Consider the following 16,476-nt stretch of genomic DNA (forward strand, 5'->3'; position numbering starts at 1 on the left):
AATAAGAAATAAAAAACATCAAAGGGGATCACAATGTTTAAAAAATGGAGCATTCTTTTATTCACAGTTTTTCTATTAGCAGGATGCGGCGAGAAGGCCGAAGAAACCACGACGACAGAGAAGACGGTATCAGAAAAACCAGCAACAGAGAAAAATAAGGAAACATCAACTCACGATAAAGTAACCGTTGAACCAATGAAACTAACAAAGAGTGAAAAAAATCTTTTGGATGTAATAACAGCAGATAAACCCGAATTAATGATGACAGTGCAGGGGCTTAATGCAAGTAATAAAAGCGTTTCCTTAATCGGTGTGCATTACAAGGATGGGCAATTACTGAAAGAAGACACAAAAGATCTCACCATTAAACTTCATCAAAATGGTGTCGATAAGAGTGTGAATTTTATCTACCAGCTAGATGAGGAAAAAGATGATTTGTTAAAAGCAGCGTATGGCTTTTGGATAGAAAAAGAGAATAATGAACTAAGGAAACTCTCGACTAACATGGATTTTAAACAGGACGTGGGAGGAAACCTAATGATAAAGCAAGCAGAACCTTTTCACATGACTCCTGGAGAGAAAAAATTAATATCAATAACCATCACAACTGGAGCTAAATCATCAGTTCCTGGTTTAATAGAATTTGAAAAGAACCCTAAAAAGAATTTAAAGAAAGTGAAGCATGCCCATTTGGTGTATTTGCATTTAGATAAATAACTATCGTAATATATACGGAGAATATGAAGTTTTTTGACGAAAAATCTTCATATTCTCTTGACGAATTGTTAAGAAAGTTGTAACATAATAAAAGTCAACGCGATGACGTTGCTTTTAAAAGATTGATGCGGGTGTAGTTTAGTGGTAAAACCTCAGCCTTCCAAGCTGATGTCGTGAGTTCGATTCTCATCACCCGCTCCAATACATAATTTTGTTTATAACGCAGTATTTCGTTTCTTAGATAAACGAAGTGTTGCGTTTTTTATTATGTCAGTATAATGTGAAAAAGCACTGTCAGGCTACAGTGCTTTTTCAATGAGTTCATATTTGCTTTCTCCGCCATGTATTTGTACAAACATCTTCGTCAAGGATTGAATAAGAGCTTCACTCTTTTCCCGGGAAATAGATGGCGGGAAAAGGATGATTTGAAGAATGTTCTTTGTGTCGTGAGAAATTTGTGCTTTACTTGCTTCAGAAAATAATCCATTCAGTCCTGCGCTGTCCTGCCATTCGATGTGACCAGCCTCTTGTTTTGCCAGTGAAAGTGGTCCTTTGATGCGATCGGCATCTAAAGTCAGGATAGGTAAGAAATATTTTAGTGAGAAAAATATCGACAAATCCTGTACGGAATTGGTCGAGTCAATGAATTGTTCCTTTTGGATGTCAGAAAGAAGTGGAAGGAAAGGAACGTCTTTTAAAAGATCCGTCCATTCTTTGATGGCTGATACTTCTTCTAAGACTTTATCTTCGTATTCAAAAAATAAAGATTCTTGAAACAGGCGTAATCGGCCTTTTAACATTTGAGGTGATGTACCCACTTCAATATGAGAATATTCAATCTGTCCAACATGGATAGACGGGTTTTGAGGATGAGAAATTTCCATATGTATCTTCACAGTGACTCACTCCAATCGGTCATGATACACTCGTATTATACTGAAAACAACAGAAGAAACAAAGAAAGGAGGTTTGCAAGGTGATTCATGTTGGAGAATTAAAAGAAGAATTGATTCAATATGCGAAAGAAATTGGTGTCGATAAAATTCGATTTGCAAGTGCCGATACATTTGATTCATTAAAGGACCGTCTCATCTTACATGAATCGTTAGGGTATTTGTCAGGCTTTGAAGAGCCTGACATTGAAAAACGGACAAACCCTTCTTTGCTGCTTCCGAAGGCCAAATCAATTGTTGCGATAGCGCTCGCGTATCCTTCCAAAATGAAAGATGCTCCTCGAAGTACAAAGGATGCGAGACGGGGGATTTTTTGCAGGGCTTCATGGGGAACGGATTATCATGTCGTGCTGAAAAAAAAGCTCGATATGCTCGAGGAATTTTTGCGAAGCAAACATGTCGATATACGGACAAAATCAATGGTGGATACAGGAGAATTGTCTGATCGTGCTGTAGCGGAACGTGCTGGCATTGGTTTTAGTGCAAAAAACTGTATGATTATCACGCCAGAGTTTGGATCTTATGTGTATTTGGCTGAAATGATCACAAATGTCCCATTTGAACCGGATGAGAAAATTGAAGACCAGTGCGGAACTTGTAATAAATGTGTGGATTCGTGTCCAACGGGTGCGCTGGTGAATCCAGGACAGCTGAATTCTCAGCGGTGTATTTCATTTTTAACGCAGACAAAAGGCTTTTTACCTGATGAGTTTCGTTCGAAAATAGGGAATCGATTGTACGGGTGTGATACATGTCAAACTGTCTGCCCGATCAATAAAGGAAAAGACTTTCATCTGCATCCTGAAATGGAGCCAGACCCTGAAATTGCGAAGCCGCTGTTAAAGCCGCTTCTGACGATCAGCAATCGTGAGTTTAAGGAAAAATACGGTCATGTTTCAGGTTCATGGCGGGGGAAAAAGCCCATTCAGCGGAATGCAATTTTGGCACTCGCTCATTTTAAAGATACATCTGCCTTACCAGTATTAATTGAGTTGATGCACAAGGACCCAAGACCGGTCATTCGAGGAACGGCTGCATGGGCAATTGGCAAAATTGGTGATGATCAGCAGCTCCCAGAGCTGGAAAAGGCCCTTGAGCGGGAAAGTGATGAAGAAGCGAAAGAGGAGATTGTGAAAGGGATTGAGCTTTTACAGACACCTTTAAATACTAAATAACATCCCTGTGAACATAGAATGAACCAAACAAAGATTTTAAAAAATGTTTGGTGGTGTCTGTGTGAAACAATTATTAGAGAAAACTTTAGAAGACAGGCTGGCGTATTTAATCAATGACCGTGCAATCAAACAGCCGCAGCTTATGTCTGATGTGGAAGCAGTAGAGCGGAAAAAAGAGCTTTTTGCTAGAAGACAGGTTGAGATTGTGAAGGCGAAAGCAAAAACAAAACTTCTCGATTCAGCCCTTCAAGATGATGGGGCTCAGCATGTGCAGTACCTTGCTCATCTCACATATGTATGCAAGGATGTAGACGATTCTTTTTATTTAGAGGAACAGGTGGAAAAAAGAGAAGCATTTCTTTATAACAACATGCTTGTCAAAGATCGGATGATGTTAGAAGAGCGGCAAATGGAAGAGTATTTGGATGAGCGCTTTCAGACCGAAGAACAATTTGGGAGAGCCTTTCATTATGACCGGCGGGCGGCCGTGAAGTATGCGGAGACATATTGGAATAAACGGAATCCAGCCTATAAAAACTTTGAAGATAACTGTACAAATTTTATTTCACAATGTTTGAAAGCAGGGAATGCGCCAACGAGAGGGTATCCGAACCGCGGGTCTGGCTGGTGGGTGCGTCCGCATACGTGGAGCTATAGCTGGACGGTGGCTCATTCGATGAAAAATTATTTAGCGAATTCAAAAGCGGGTTTGAGAGCAAAGAAACTCAAAGAAGCGCACGAGCTTCAAATTGGTGATGTCATTTGCTACGATTTTGAAGGTGATGGAAGGTATAATCATACAACCATTGTCGTTGATCATGACAAAGGAGGAATGCCTCTTGTGAATGCACAGACGTATGACTCCCGCATGCGTTATTGGTCATACGAGGATTCGACTGCCTATACACCTTCTATTCGATATATGTTTTTTCACATTCTGGACGATGCCGCGAAGGATAGTTAGTGGTATAATGTTGAGCGGAAAAGAAAATTAGAGGTGAACTTTTTTGGGACTTCATGTCGTTTTATATCAACCAGAGATTCCAGCTAATACTGGAAATATTGCGCGTACATGTGCAGCAACAAATACAACCCTTCATCTGATTCGTCCGCTTGGTTTTTCGACAGATGACAAAATGCTGAAGCGTGCAGGACTCGATTATTGGAAATATGCCAATGTGGTCTATCATGATTCACTTGATGAATTGTTTGAGGCACATCCGAAGGGGCAATTTTTCTATATCACTAAATTTGGCCAAAAGCCGCATACAACATTTGATTACTCTCAGCTGGATGAAGACTATTTCTTTGTGTTTGGAAGAGAGACAAGTGGATTGCCAAAAGATTTGATTGAACAAAATATGGACCGTTGTCTTCGATTACCGATGACAGAGCATGTTCGTTCTCTGAATCTGTCGAATACGGCAGCCATTCTTGTATATGAGGCACTTCGCCAGCAGCAATATCGCGATCTCATATAAGATCATGATAAAAGCCGAGATACTGAACTCGGCTTTTTTATGTGAAATCACTTTTTTTGACATGTTGAAAATGAAAAGGATGTTCCGCAAATGGAACATCCTTTTTTTTCATTTACCAGGCTTGCCTTCGTAGCCAGCAGTGAAAATGGATACTAAAAACGTAATGATGACGCCCATCATAATGACCGTTCTCATATAAGCTCCCCCTTATCCCTTTGTTCCGTTCGCTGCCTGTTTCATATGATGTGAAGTTCACCTTGAAAAGCAGGAGAAGAAAATCATTTTTCTCCTATTTTTCCTTTATTATGAAGGGTCTTGCGGATGGTTGTCAATTCAGTTTGCCAATTCGTCATTTTGAAGAACAAAAGCATGTAATAGGACGCCTCCGCATAGATTGTAAAACAGTATCTGATTTCTAGCTTCAATCTTGAAAGAGGAGGTTCATATGGATATTTTAAAGAAAATCGAACAGCACAGAGAAGAAGAGCAGCGTCTCAAATGGGAAGGCACATTCAGCGATTATTTAGACATTATTAAGGAAAATCCACTTGTCGCTCAATCTGCTCATTCTCGCGTTTATCATATGATTAAAGACAGCGGGATTGAAGAGGAGAATGGGGTCAGAACCTACAAATTTTTTGATCAGGAGCTGTTTGGGTTAGAGGAATCACTCGAAAGATTAGTGGAGGAATATTTTCACCCTGCTGCCAAGCGGCTAGATGTCAGGAAGCGTATTTTATTACTGATGGGACCAGTAAGCGGGGGGAAATCGACGCTTGTCACTAGATTGAAAAGAGGACTTGAAGAATATTCACTGACAGATCATGGCGCAGTTTATGCGATCAAAGGCTGCCCTATGCATGAAGATCCGCTTCATCTCATTCCGCAAAATCTGCGGGAGGATTTCTATAGAGAATATGGGATTCGTGTGCAGGGGAATTTGTCGCCTCTGAACATGATGAGACTGGAAGAGGAATATGGCGGCAGAATTGAAGATGTAAGGGTCGAGCGGATCTTTTTCTCTGAAGATAAACGGACCGGTATTGGTACTTTTAGTCCGTCTGATCCGAAATCTCAGGACATTGCCGATTTAACAGGAAGCATCGATTTTTCAACCATTGCTGAATTTGGATCAGAGTCAGATCCCCGCGCCTACCGCTTTGATGGAGAACTCAATAAAGCAAACCGAGGGATGATGGAGTTTCAGGAGATGTTAAAGTGTGATGAGAAATTTCTCTGGCACCTCCTGTCATTAACGCAGGAAGGAAATTTTAAGGCAGGAAGATTCGCCTTAATTAGTGCAGATGAATTGATCGTCGCCCATACGAATGAAACCGAGTACCGGTCGTTTATTTCAAATAAAAAGAACGAGGCGCTCCATTCAAGAATTATTGTGATGCCAATTCCTTATAACTTAAAGGTCACAGAAGAAGAACGCATTTATCATAAAATGATTTCAGAGAGTGATGTCTCAGATGTGCATATTGCCCCGCATACGCTGAAGGTAGCAGCAATGTTCTCCATTTTGACGAGATTGAAAGAGCCGAAGCGTTCTGATATTGATTTGGTGAAAAAAATGCGTTTGTATGACGGAGAAAGTGTCGAAGGCTTCCAATCAGTCGACATTGATGAGATGAAAAAGGAATTTCATGACGAAGGGATGAGCGGAATTGATCCGCGGTATGTGATTAACCGAATTTCATCTACCATCATTCGAAAGAATATGGAATCGATCAATGCACTGGATGTCCTTCGCTCCTTAAAAGAAGGGCTCGATCAGCATCCGTCTATCTCCAGCGAGGACCGGGAGCGTTATTTGAATTTCATTTCAGTCGCGCGAAAAGAGTATGATGATATTGCGAAGAAGGAAGTGCAAAAGGCATTTGTGTATTCCTATGAGGAGTCTGCGAAAACGCTGATGGATAATTACTTAGATAATGTCGAGGCATACTGCAATAAAAACAAGCTGCGTGATCCGTTAACGGGTGAAGAAATGAATCCTGATGAAAAGCTCATGCGTTCAATTGAAGAGCAGATCGGTATTTCTGAAAACGCCAAAAAGGCATTTAGAGAAGAAATTCTAATTCGTATTTCGGCTTATGCGAGAAAGGGAAAACGCTTTGATTATAATTCGCATGAGAGATTGCGGGAGGCCATTCAGAAGAAGCTGTTTGCTGATCTAAAAGATGTGGTGAAAATCACGACATCGACGAAGACACCGGATGAACAGCAGCTGAAGAAGGTCAATGAAGTAGTGGCTAGATTAATTGATGAGCATGGCTATAATTCAACAAGTGCAAATGAACTTTTAAAATATGTAGGCAGTCTTCTGAATCGTTAATATATGAAGGAGGCATTATTGGCGCATCAGCACCGGTAATGTCTTTTTTAGAAATGATCGTCAACTTGGATGACGAGCAGCATAGGATAAAGGAATCGATGGTTAGAAGAATTGTGCAAATAGGTGAGGAGGGGGATGGATGTCCCGGCAAGAAAAAAGTCAGTTTATTGTGTCTCAGGAAGACTGGTCCCTCCATCGAAAAGGCTATGACGACCAGCAGCGTCATCAGAAAAAAGTCAAAGAGGCGATTAAAAACAATTTGCCGGATCTTGTCACAGAAGAAAGCATCATCATGTCGAATGGAAAAGATGTTGTGAAAATTCCGATCCGTTCATTAGATGAATATAAAATTCGGTATAACTACGACAAAAATAAACATGTGGGTCAAGGCGATGGAGACAGCGAGGTTGGCGATGTTGTTGCGCGTGACGGCTCAGACAGCAAGCAGGGTCAAGGAAAGGGGCAGGGTGCTGGAGATCAAGCTGGTGAGGATTATTACGAAGCAGAAGTCTCATTAATGGATCTCGAGAAAGCACTGTTTCGTGAACTAGAGCTGCCAAACCTCAAGCAAAAGGAGCTTGACGACATCATTGTTGAACAAATTGAGTTTAACGATATTCGCAAAACCGGGTTAACAGGAAATATCCACAAAAAACGAACGATGCTGTCGGCATTTAAACGAAATGCGATGACAGGCAGTCCTTCCTTTTATCCAATCTACCCAGAGGATATCAAGTATAAAACGTGGAATGAAGTGACCAAACCAGAGTCGAAAGCCGTCGTTTTGGCGATGATGGATACGAGCGGAAGTATGGGGCTTTGGGAAAAATATATGGCGAGAAGTTTTTTCTTTTGGATGACACGTTTCTTACGGACAAAGTATGAGACGGTCGATATTGAATTTATTGCCCACCATACAGAGGCGAAGGTGGTAGACGAAGAACATTTCTTCTCACGGGGTGAGAGCGGGGGGACCATTTGCTCGTCTGTCTATCGAAAGGCACTAGAGCTCATAGATGAACGATACCCGCCGTCGAGATATAATATTTATCCTTTTCACTTTTCTGATGGTGACAATTTGACCTCAGACAACGCCCGGTGTGTGAAACTTGTTTCTGAAATCATGAAAAAAGCCAATTTATTCTGTTACGGTGAGGTCAATCAATACAACCGGCATTCTACGTTAATGTCAGCATATAAGCACATTCAGGATGAGAAATTTAAGCATTATATTTTGAAGCAAAAATCAGACGTTTTTCTCGCACTAAAAAAATTTTTTCAGCAGGAAGAAGTTCATTCATAACGAGCACATTTGAAAAAACCTTTCAGCATAAGGGCTGAAAGGTTTTTTGTGTGGAGAAGGAAAGGATCGCCAAAAAAAAAGTAAAACTTTCTCTTTGACATTTCAATTTTCATTTATTAATATTTAATCTTGTTAAATATAAGTTTTTCAAAAAAGATGCCGATCGTCTTTTCTTCTTTTTCTGCTCTTTGCTCATAAGTGAACAATAAGTATAAATGGGCTGCACACCATGATAGGGGCGGGAGTAGATGAAGGGAAAAGGACAGATTGTTGAGCTTGTTTCATATTCTGTCAGATGATGGGCATTCTAAGTTTGCTAAAGCAGATGACACTATATTTTTATACATGAAAGGAGAAACAAAACATGAACAGAGGGCGTTTATTGCTAACGAACATTATTGGCCTTATTGTGATTCTTGCCATTATTGCCGGAGGTGCTTATTACTACTACGAAAGCACAAACTTTGTCAAAACAGATGAGGCAAAAGTGACAGGTGACATGTATCAAATTACAGCACCAGCAGCTGGACAAATCAAAGGCTGGGATATCAACGAAGGTGACGAAGTTGAAAAAGACAGCACAGTTGCAAAAGTTGAAGGACAAACAAAAACAAACATTAAAGCAGTGGCTGATGGCACATTAGTCAAAAAAGAAGTACAAAACAATCAACAAGTGCAGCCTGGTACAGTTCTTGGTGAAACAATTGATTTAAGCAAGCTTTACATCACAGCAAATATTAAAGAAACAGATATTAAAAACATTGAAAAAGGCGACAAAGTCGACATCGTTGTAGATGGAGATCCTGATACAACATTTGAAGGAACTGTTGAACAAATTGGTTATGCGACAAACTCAACATTCAATATGCTGCCAGCAACGAATTCAAGTGGTAACTATACAAAAGTAACGCAAAAAGTAGCAGTGAAAATTTCAATTAAAAATCCATCAGACAAAGTGCTTCCAGGTATGAATGCTTCTGTCAAAATTTCATCTTAATGATGATTGATATCAAAATATGAAAGGAGGTTGTCTGAGATGGCAAATCAACCTGCAGCGACAAAACAGGGAACAGGCTCCTTGTCTTTACTGATCATTTTAATGGCCGGTTTGTTCGTAGCGATTTTAAACCAAACGCTTTTGAACGTAGCCATGCCCCATTTAATGACAGAATTTAATGTGAGTGCAACGACGATTCAGTGGCTGACAACAGGCTACATGCTTGTCAACGGTGTGCTGATTCCGTTGTCTGCGTTTTTAATCACACGTTTTGGACAGCGCAGCTTATTCCTAGTGGCTATGATCTCTTTTACACTAGGTACATTTATTTGCGGTATTGCGCCAAACTTTTCAACGATGCTTATCGGCCGTTTGATTCAGGCTGTCGGCGGCGGTATCTTACAGCCGCTCGTCATGACAACAATCCTTTTTATTTTCCCTCCGGAAAACAGAGGGAAAGGAATGGGGATTTTTGGTCTTGCGATGATGTTTGCTCCTGCAGTAGGACCAACATTATCTGGTTACATTATTGAACATTATTCTTGGCGTATTATGTTTTATGGACTTGTGCCAATCGGTGCGATTGTCATTATCGCGGCTTTCTTTATGTTTAAAAATATTGTAGAGCCTAAAAAAATCAAGCTGGACAGTCTTGGTGCGATTCTTTCAATCGTCGGTTTTGCTTCCCTTCTATACGGAGTGAGTGAAGCAGGAAGTGATGGTTGGACAGATCCGATCGTCTTATCTACGATTATTATTGGTGCGATTGCGATCATTCTCTTTATTTTCCAACAGCTGAAAGCTGATAATCCAATGCTTGATTTCCGTGTATTTAAATACAGCATTTTCTCATTATCAAGTGTCATTAACATCATTATTACAGTTGCCTTATATACGGGGATGTTCTTACTTCCGATTTATCTGCAAAACCTCGTTGGGTTTACGGCATTGCAATCTGGGCTATTAATGCTTCCAGGGGCACTTGCGATGCTCATTATGTCCCCGATTTCAGGAATCTTATTTGATAAATTTGGACCTCGTCCGCTTGCCATTGTGGGGATGCTCATTACCGTTGTCACGACATATGAGTTTACAAGGCTGACCATTGATACTTCCTATAGTCACATTGTGCTCATGTATGCAGTACGTGCATTTGGTATGTCACTCTTGATGATGCCGGTTATGACAGCAGGGATGAACCAATTACCGCAGCACTTAAACAGCCATGGTACAGCGATGTCTAATACATTAAGACAAATTAGCGGTTCCATCGGTACGAGTTTGATCACAACGATTTATACGAATCGGACGACATTCCATTATTCCAATATGGCGGATCAAACAAATACAGCGGACCCGTTCTTTATGAATTCATTCCAGGCGGCTGTATCGAATGTGATGCATCATATGGGCATGACAGCAGAAGCTGCACAAAAATATGTATCCACCCAGCTCTTTACAAAAGCACAGGTTGATTCAAACGTGATGGGCATCAATGATGCTTACATGTGGGTGACATTATTCTGTGCGGCTGGTGTTATTCTCAGCTTGTTCCTGCGAGATGTTCGTAAGGATAAAAAGCGAAAAGAACAGCAGCATAAGAAACAAGAAATATCACTGCTTCCAGCACCTAAGGAAGCTAACCAAGATGCAAGATAAGTGTGGAGGGACCGTACATGAAAATTTATGTTGTATACGATAGTGAAGGTGACCATACAAAAGCACTTGCAGAAGCGATTGCAGCAGGCGCGGGTGAAACAGAGCAGGCTGAAGTATTCATTGATCACGTGAAAGATGCGGATATTCGCAAGCTCGATCAAATGGATGCGATCATTTGGGGCTGCCCTGGTCACTTTGGTACCATTAGTTCTGGGTTAAAGACATGGATTGACCGTCTCGGCTACTTATGGGCAGAAGGAAAACTAATCGATAAAGTCGGTGCTGTTTTCTGTACAACTGCTACAACACACGGCGGTTTAGAAATGACAATGCATAATTTGATCACACCAATGTTCCACCAAGGAATGCTTGTTGTCGGCCTTCCTGGAAATGTTCCAGAGAATGCTTTATACGGCTCTTACTATGGAGCTGGTGTGACATGTCCGATCGATTCAGATGAATTGATTTCGACTGAAGGCATTGAACTTGGAAAAGCACTAGGAAGACGTGTAGCATCAGTCACTGCATCATTTAAGCGATAAGGAGAGGGTTCTTTTGGCGACGATTATTGTAGCGTTAGTAGCTGCTGTTCTAGTCATTATTGGATTAGTAGCGTTCAATGTCAGACACGCATCAGCCGATAAGGAAGAGATCAAAGAAGATGTCTCCAATCAGCCTGACGTGCCGCATAGCGAGCCAGAAGCTGTGGCGAGACATGTAGAGCCTGAAGTTGAAAAAAAAGCGTCAGAGCCTTCTCAAACGGATGATGCTGCGTCTGGCGACGATTTCTATAGACAGGCGCTTCAAAAGTTTAAGCAGCCAGAACCACCTGTCAAAGAAGAAGAACCAGAGACAAAAATGAATGATGATATGTATCGTTCTGCTTTGCAGAAGCTAAAGCAGAAGGACAAATAAAAAAGAGAACCTCTCATCAGGTTCTCTTTTTTATGGCACAAAAAAACCGCCGGCAGAAACCGGGCGGTTTTCCTTCACTCTATAAAGTGCTAAAAGAGCAGATGCTCTTAAATTACGCTTTGTTAACGTTAGCAGCTTGTGGTCCACGGTTACCTTCAACGATTTCGAAAGAAACTGATTGACCTTCTTCTAAAGTTTTGAAGCCTTCGCCTTGGATAGCAGAGAAGTGAACGAATACATCGTCTTGACCTTCTACTTCGATGAATCCGAAACCTTTTTCAGAGTTGAACCATTTTACTTTACCTTCTAACATGAAATTTCCTCCTAAAGCGATCTTAACGCTTAAATTCACTATTCTTGCTCTTACACAAACTTCAAAGACGAAAACTCTTTCAAAACTTTCTTCTTAAAGATGATACGAACAAAAATAATTACCTTTACTTTACCAGTGTTTGCGGGAAAAAACAACTGTTATACGAAAACTTTTTTAAAAATAATTAGCGCTAACAAATTGAGGAAAATGCCTATGTCAAATGGTCTTTTTTTCTCTCTGAAAAGCTCACTTGATTTCGGCCAGATTCCTTCGCTTTATAGAGCTCCTGGTCAGCTATAATCGGTAATTGCTTGATGTCTGCACCAATTCCTTGAGAATAAGCACATCCAATTGATACCGTAGTGTGAATGGACAGACCGTTTTTTAAATAAATCGGCTGATCGGCTATTTTTTTTCGTAAGCGTTCTGCAATCTGCCATGTTTTTTCAATTGTACAATTTGGTAGAAGGACAGCGAATTCTTCACCGCCAATCCGACCAATATAATCAGAGCTTCTTGTGTTTTTAATCAGCCTTGTACCGATTTCTTTTAAAACAATATCTCCCTCATGATGCCCATATTGATCATTGATGGTTTTGAAGTAATCGATGTCTAGGTAAATAAGGGACATTTGATGGATAGGCTGCTTCAACTTCTTAGTAAAAGCATCACTTAATACCTCATCGAACTTCCGTTTATTTAAAACACCTGTTAAAAAGTCATAATGAGCCTGGAATTTATACAAATTTAACAGCTGATATGCTTTTGTTTGATGTTCAATGACATAAAAGTTAAACAATCCAGCAATATATGAGAAAATCCAATAAGTAGAATGCAGCTGAAATGATGTCTCATGCACGATCAAGATGAACAGGCTTGTGGCAACCACATTACCAATCGTAATGGATAACAGCATTTTCACAACATGATTCATATGACGCTCTGCAATCAAAAAAGAAGCGGCTGCGATAAACATCATGGAAAAAATATTGATGGAAGAAGCGATATTGGCATCAATTAATAATCGGCCAATGATCACAACAAAAGCTGCAATCATTGTTTGGGCGATGCCTCCATAAAAGGCCGTTAAAATAAGGGGAATATGTCTTAAATCGATGATCGCTGGTCCTGTTTTAATAGAGAAGAACATTAAAAGGACACCGAGTAACCCAGAAAGCATGCCTTTGCATATTTGTCTGAGCAAGGTATCTTCTTTCTTCAGAAAATTCTCTTTAAACACAAGCATAAATAAATAATGGAAAGTGACAAGAATTGTTAAATTAATAAAGAGGTCTCTTAGCAAAATAGAATCACCTTTTTAAAATTACTAAAATTTGTTGCAAAAGAAAAGGGGAAAAAGGATAATTAATAAAAATTTTAATGATGAGGAATTGAAGAAAATGCGAGGAAAACGCTTTCCAGATCAAACGGACTGGCTTTCTTTTTTTGAAAAAATGCCAGATGCCGGATTTGAAAAAGAAATGCCGGTTGAATATCAAGATTTGACGTTTCGGTTCGAGAATCAGGAGGAGCGATTTATTGTGAACATGTCGCTTGCTATGCAGGAGTTTACCTTAAAGGTTGTTCGAAAAAGGACCGAATCCGTTTTAGGAATATACGATTTTAAAACAGTGCAGCATGCAGAAATAAAAAAAGATCGAAAGGAAGAAAAGGAGCTTTTACTGATATTAGAGCATCATGACGACTTCATCACAACAATCGAAATCACATTTCTACCTTCCTTTTGTCTTATGGTCAAAGAACATTTTTCAGGAGAATAAACAGGAGCCTCTTTTATGAAGGCTCCTGTTTTATTATTTGTGCTCGATGTCATTGATGACTTGCTGGATCGATTCATCATCCATCACATTCATCACACTTTCATCAATGTGAAGAGATTGCGCATAAGACTCTCTTGGCTGATGAGTTTTTGATGGTGATTGGTGCTGGTTCGTTTGATTTGGCTGGACAGCTGTGAATGCCTGCTTGATCATTTGGCCAACTTCACCTGTTCCTTTTGATTCCTTATGTGAGTGGGACTCATGGCGAGATGATTTTTGGTGCTGATGGTTTGCGTCTTTCATCATTGAAGACATATTCATTTGTGTCATGCTTTTCAGTCTTCTTCGTAAAACCGGGGAGAATAATGCAATGATTGCTGTTGATACTGCGATCATTGCGCCAGTGCTCATACCTTTTCTTTTTTTAAACAAACGAATCCCTCCATTTGATCGTGATGATCTTTCATCAAGTTTAGGATGACCAATCACAGCTGAATTATGAATTCATTTTGCGGAAAGAGAGGATATGTGCATAAAAAGCCGGCTGGATGAAAAACCTATGAGCAAAAGGAGGGAATAATTGATGAATAAGAAATGGATGCTATCTTTACTGCTCGTGCCAACTTTAATCACGGCTGGGTGTGGAATGAACAACCAAGGCGATGAGCGTAGAGGAACAATGAAAAGGCAGTATGAAAATGTCACATATAAGAATGACAACATGAGACAGGATCAGCAAGATGTTCAAACACCTCAGAAGGTCAAAGTGGCAGATAAGGCGTCAGAGCTTGTAGCCAATATGTCTGAAGTGAAAACAGCGAACGTGCTTGTCACAGGAAAAAATGCATTTGTTGCTGTTGTGCTTGAAGGCAATAAAAGTGGCGATGTGACGGACGATCTGAAAAAGAAAATTTCAGACAAAGTCAAATCAACTGATCAACAAATTGACAACGTGTATGTATCTGCTAATCCAGACTTTGTTGATCGTATGCAAGGGTACGGAAAACGTATTAGAAGCGGAGAGCCAATTTCAGGATTTTTCGATGAATTTACTGAAACGATTAGACGTGTCTTCCCTGAATCAAAATAGCTACGACAAAAGCCGTATGTCATATGCGGCTTTTTTGTTTGAAATCGCACCTCGCGCACCTGACTGCATAAAGTAAAAAATATATCACCTCTTGTTGATCTTTGTTTCTTCATAGAAAGAGAAAGAGGGTGCAGGATGAATTCAGGTGGGGAGCAAATGAAAGCCAAGCCGTCATTGATTCATAAAAAACTTGTAGGTGGAATGATTGCAGCAGGTCTGATTTTTTATGCTTTCTCCGCGTACTTGATTTATGTTGCGTTTCAGCTGACAGGACAATATTTAGAGCAGCAGTCTTCTCCTAAAACGATTATAACGGAGGGACTCAATAAGCAAGTCTATGAACATATTCGAATCTACTATGCAGAGGAAGAGGACGCTTTTGTTGATCTGACAATAGAGGCCATGAAACAGGCAGAGAAGAGGACAGCGTCAGTGTTTCAGTTTGAAGCTGACAGACCTTTAGACGTTATCTATTTTGATGATAAAGAGACGATCGAACAAATGGCTGGAATCAAGCATATTACGGGATTTTACTCTGATCATGATCAAATGATTGGGTTATATCCAGATAAGCGGGAAGCATTATTGAAGAAAGAGACACTGCCTTTATACTTTTTCAATACGTTGTTTATTCATGAGTATGCTCATTTTGTTTTCTATGAAAAGGTCCATTCATATGAAGTGTCTCCAGGCATTTTTCCGCTTTGGTTCCACGAAGGAACAGCAGAATGGACGGCCTATGACGTGTTAAATGCTACTTCTGAAAGGTTCGACGTGATTCCTTTTCAATCTCTTCATTCTGATCAAGACTGGCAGGACTCCCGGGTGACGTATGAGACTGATGTCTATTTACAAAGCTATTATATGATCTATGAGCTGGTGCAGCTTTACGGACGAGATGTCATACATGAGATCATGGAGGAAACTGCGAAAACGGGCCAATTTGCTACCGGCTTTGAACAGGCGACGGGGGAGAGGCTCACAGATTTTGAAGAACAGTTTAAAGTGATGTATCAAAGAAAAAACGGCTGACCAGCAAAGGGGGTCAGCCGTTTTTTTAATGCAGAGGCTTTTGTTGATCGGCCTTGCTAGGAGGCATTTGAACTTGGCCCTGAAGCGGTGCAAAAGCTGAAGTCATGGCTGTCATGTCTTGTTTGGAAAGCTGAGGAACTTGATAGTAGCCATGCTTGTTTTGATACAAGAAAATTTCATAGGCCATTTCGATAAAGTTCGGAATTTGCGCAGCAAGCACACGTCGGACAACAGGGTTTGTTACTTCTAATGCTGACATCGAAAGTAACCCAGCGTGTGATTTGACTAGGCTGAGCATATGTCCTGTGATGCCTAAGTCTTTTACATCCTGTAATGACTGGTTCGGCTTCTTAGGCTGAGAAGGCTTGATTCCGTATGTCACTTGTGTGTGTTCTTTCATCATATAAGTAGCGGTTTCTTCACTAGGCTTTTGTCCGGTAGAAAAACAATCTACAGTGACATTGTACTGGGATAAAACGAATTGATATTGTCGATCCAGGATGTCGGATAATGCAGGATCTTGAATAAACTGCCGCAGGATCATATATTGATCCAAAATATTAATTGTGCCGGCTAAAATTTCATGTAAATCGAATAACTCATGCCCGCCGTGGTTGAGCTCAGGCTGCTGAGCACTTCCTTGAAACATTGGCTGCTGATCGTTTTGCATTGAGATTCCTCCTTCTGTTTATACAATCTGTTTTAATGTGAGGATGTTT

The 16,476-nt window shown here is 40.3% G+C and carries 18 protein-coding genes and 1 tRNA gene; 14 read left to right on the forward strand and 5 right to left on the reverse strand.

Annotation, left to right across the window (positions count from 1 at the left end; genetic code table 11):
• The first annotated feature begins 33 nt into the window (after positions 1-33).
• A complete protein-coding gene (locus AWT60_RS10145) occupies positions 34-717 on the forward strand; it encodes a hypothetical protein (protein ID WP_076839165.1) in 684 nt (227 codons plus the stop codon).
• Positions 718-844: 127 nt separating this feature from the next.
• Positions 845-918 (forward strand) — tRNA-Gly (locus tag AWT60_RS10150).
• Between the two features lie 98 nt (positions 919-1,016).
• Here AWT60_RS10150 and AWT60_RS10155 read toward each other — a convergent pair.
• On the reverse strand, positions 1,017-1,613 hold the full coding sequence (locus AWT60_RS10155) for a hypothetical protein (RefSeq protein ID WP_249895831.1): 597 nt from the start codon (positions 1,611-1,613) through the stop codon (positions 1,017-1,019).
• 83 nt (positions 1,614-1,696) lie between these two features.
• Here AWT60_RS10155 and queG point away from each other — a divergent pair, with 83 nt between their 5' ends.
• The 9 genes from queG (at position 1,697) to AWT60_RS10200 (ending at position 11,541) form a co-directional block, all read left to right on the forward strand.
• A complete protein-coding gene (gene queG, locus AWT60_RS10160; RefSeq protein ID WP_024427417.1) occupies positions 1,697-2,845 on the forward strand; it encodes a tRNA epoxyqueuosine(34) reductase QueG in 1,149 nt (382 codons plus the stop codon).
• A 61-nt stretch (positions 2,846-2,906) separates the two neighbouring features.
• Entirely contained in the window at positions 2,907-3,809 is a 903-nt protein-coding gene (locus AWT60_RS10165) for an amidase domain-containing protein (protein ID WP_076839163.1), read from the forward strand.
• Positions 3,810-3,852: 43 nt separating this feature from the next.
• On the forward strand, positions 3,853-4,326 hold the full coding sequence (gene trmL, locus AWT60_RS10170) for a tRNA (uridine(34)/cytosine(34)/5-carboxymethylaminomethyluridine(34)-2'-O)-methyltransferase TrmL (protein WP_034282301.1): 474 nt from the start codon (positions 3,853-3,855) through the stop codon (positions 4,324-4,326).
• A gap of 445 nt (positions 4,327-4,771) precedes the next feature.
• Positions 4,772-6,667 (forward strand): PrkA family serine protein kinase, encoded by a 1,896-nt coding sequence (locus AWT60_RS10175; protein ID WP_024425326.1) that lies wholly within the window; start codon positions 4,772-4,774, stop codon positions 6,665-6,667.
• Positions 6,668-6,806: 139 nt separating this feature from the next.
• Complete coding sequence (yhbH, locus tag AWT60_RS10180) at positions 6,807-7,970, forward strand: sporulation protein YhbH (RefSeq protein ID WP_076839162.1); 1,164 nt, start codon at positions 6,807-6,809, stop codon at positions 7,968-7,970.
• A gap of 364 nt (positions 7,971-8,334) precedes the next feature.
• Complete coding sequence (locus tag AWT60_RS10185; RefSeq protein ID WP_024425324.1) at positions 8,335-8,967, forward strand: biotin/lipoyl-containing protein; 633 nt, start codon at positions 8,335-8,337, stop codon at positions 8,965-8,967.
• A 39-nt stretch (positions 8,968-9,006) separates the two neighbouring features.
• On the forward strand, positions 9,007-10,626 hold the full coding sequence (locus AWT60_RS10190) for a DHA2 family efflux MFS transporter permease subunit (protein ID WP_041109865.1): 1,620 nt from the start codon (positions 9,007-9,009) through the stop codon (positions 10,624-10,626).
• A 17-nt stretch (positions 10,627-10,643) separates the two neighbouring features.
• Entirely contained in the window at positions 10,644-11,168 is a 525-nt protein-coding gene (locus AWT60_RS10195) for an NAD(P)H-dependent oxidoreductase (RefSeq protein ID WP_024425322.1), read from the forward strand.
• Between the two features lie 13 nt (positions 11,169-11,181).
• Positions 11,182-11,541 (forward strand): hypothetical protein, encoded by a 360-nt coding sequence (locus tag AWT60_RS10200; RefSeq protein WP_024425321.1) that lies wholly within the window; start codon positions 11,182-11,184, stop codon positions 11,539-11,541.
• 112 nt (positions 11,542-11,653) lie between these two features.
• On the opposite strand, the gene cspB is transcribed toward AWT60_RS10200, so the two are convergent.
• Positions 11,654-11,854, reverse strand: coding sequence for a cold shock-like protein CspB (gene cspB, locus AWT60_RS10205; protein WP_008349061.1), 201 nt, complete (start codon positions 11,852-11,854; stop codon positions 11,654-11,656).
• A gap of 211 nt (positions 11,855-12,065) precedes the next feature.
• Positions 12,066-13,157, reverse strand: a complete 1,092-nt coding sequence (locus AWT60_RS10210) for a GGDEF domain-containing protein (RefSeq protein ID WP_202739242.1) — start codon at positions 13,155-13,157, stop codon at positions 12,066-12,068.
• A gap of 97 nt (positions 13,158-13,254) precedes the next feature.
• On the opposite strand from AWT60_RS10210, the gene AWT60_RS10215 reads away from it, so the two are divergent.
• Positions 13,255-13,635, forward strand: coding sequence for a hypothetical protein (locus tag AWT60_RS10215; protein WP_163115697.1), 381 nt, complete (start codon positions 13,255-13,257; stop codon positions 13,633-13,635).
• Between the two features lie 33 nt (positions 13,636-13,668).
• On the opposite strand, the gene AWT60_RS10220 is transcribed toward AWT60_RS10215, so the two are convergent.
• Complete coding sequence (locus AWT60_RS10220; RefSeq protein WP_218677204.1) at positions 13,669-14,067, reverse strand: spore coat protein; 399 nt, start codon at positions 14,065-14,067, stop codon at positions 13,669-13,671.
• A 151-nt stretch (positions 14,068-14,218) separates the two neighbouring features.
• Here AWT60_RS10220 and AWT60_RS10225 point away from each other — a divergent pair, with 151 nt between their 5' ends.
• Both AWT60_RS10225 and AWT60_RS10230 read left to right on the forward strand, forming a co-directional pair.
• Positions 14,219-14,725 (forward strand): YhcN/YlaJ family sporulation lipoprotein, encoded by a 507-nt coding sequence (locus AWT60_RS10225; protein ID WP_218677205.1) that lies wholly within the window; start codon positions 14,219-14,221, stop codon positions 14,723-14,725.
• Positions 14,726-14,881: 156 nt separating this feature from the next.
• Positions 14,882-15,757: a hypothetical protein gene (locus AWT60_RS10230; RefSeq protein ID WP_041089919.1), complete on the forward strand. Its 876-nt coding sequence runs from the start codon at positions 14,882-14,884 to the stop codon at positions 15,755-15,757.
• A gap of 25 nt (positions 15,758-15,782) precedes the next feature.
• Here the strand turns inward: AWT60_RS10230 and AWT60_RS10235 are convergent, their stop codons facing one another.
• Positions 15,783-16,427 carry a spore coat protein gene (locus AWT60_RS10235; protein ID WP_041089559.1) on the reverse strand — a complete coding sequence of 215 codons (645 nt, stop codon included), beginning with the start codon at positions 16,425-16,427 and terminating at the stop codon, positions 15,783-15,785.
• Positions 16,428-16,476 lie beyond the last annotated feature (49 nt).

It is taken from the genome of Bacillus sp. F2HM (assembly GCF_019266135.1).
GTDB lineage: Bacteria > Bacillota > Bacilli > Bacillales > Bacillaceae > Bacillus > Bacillus safensis.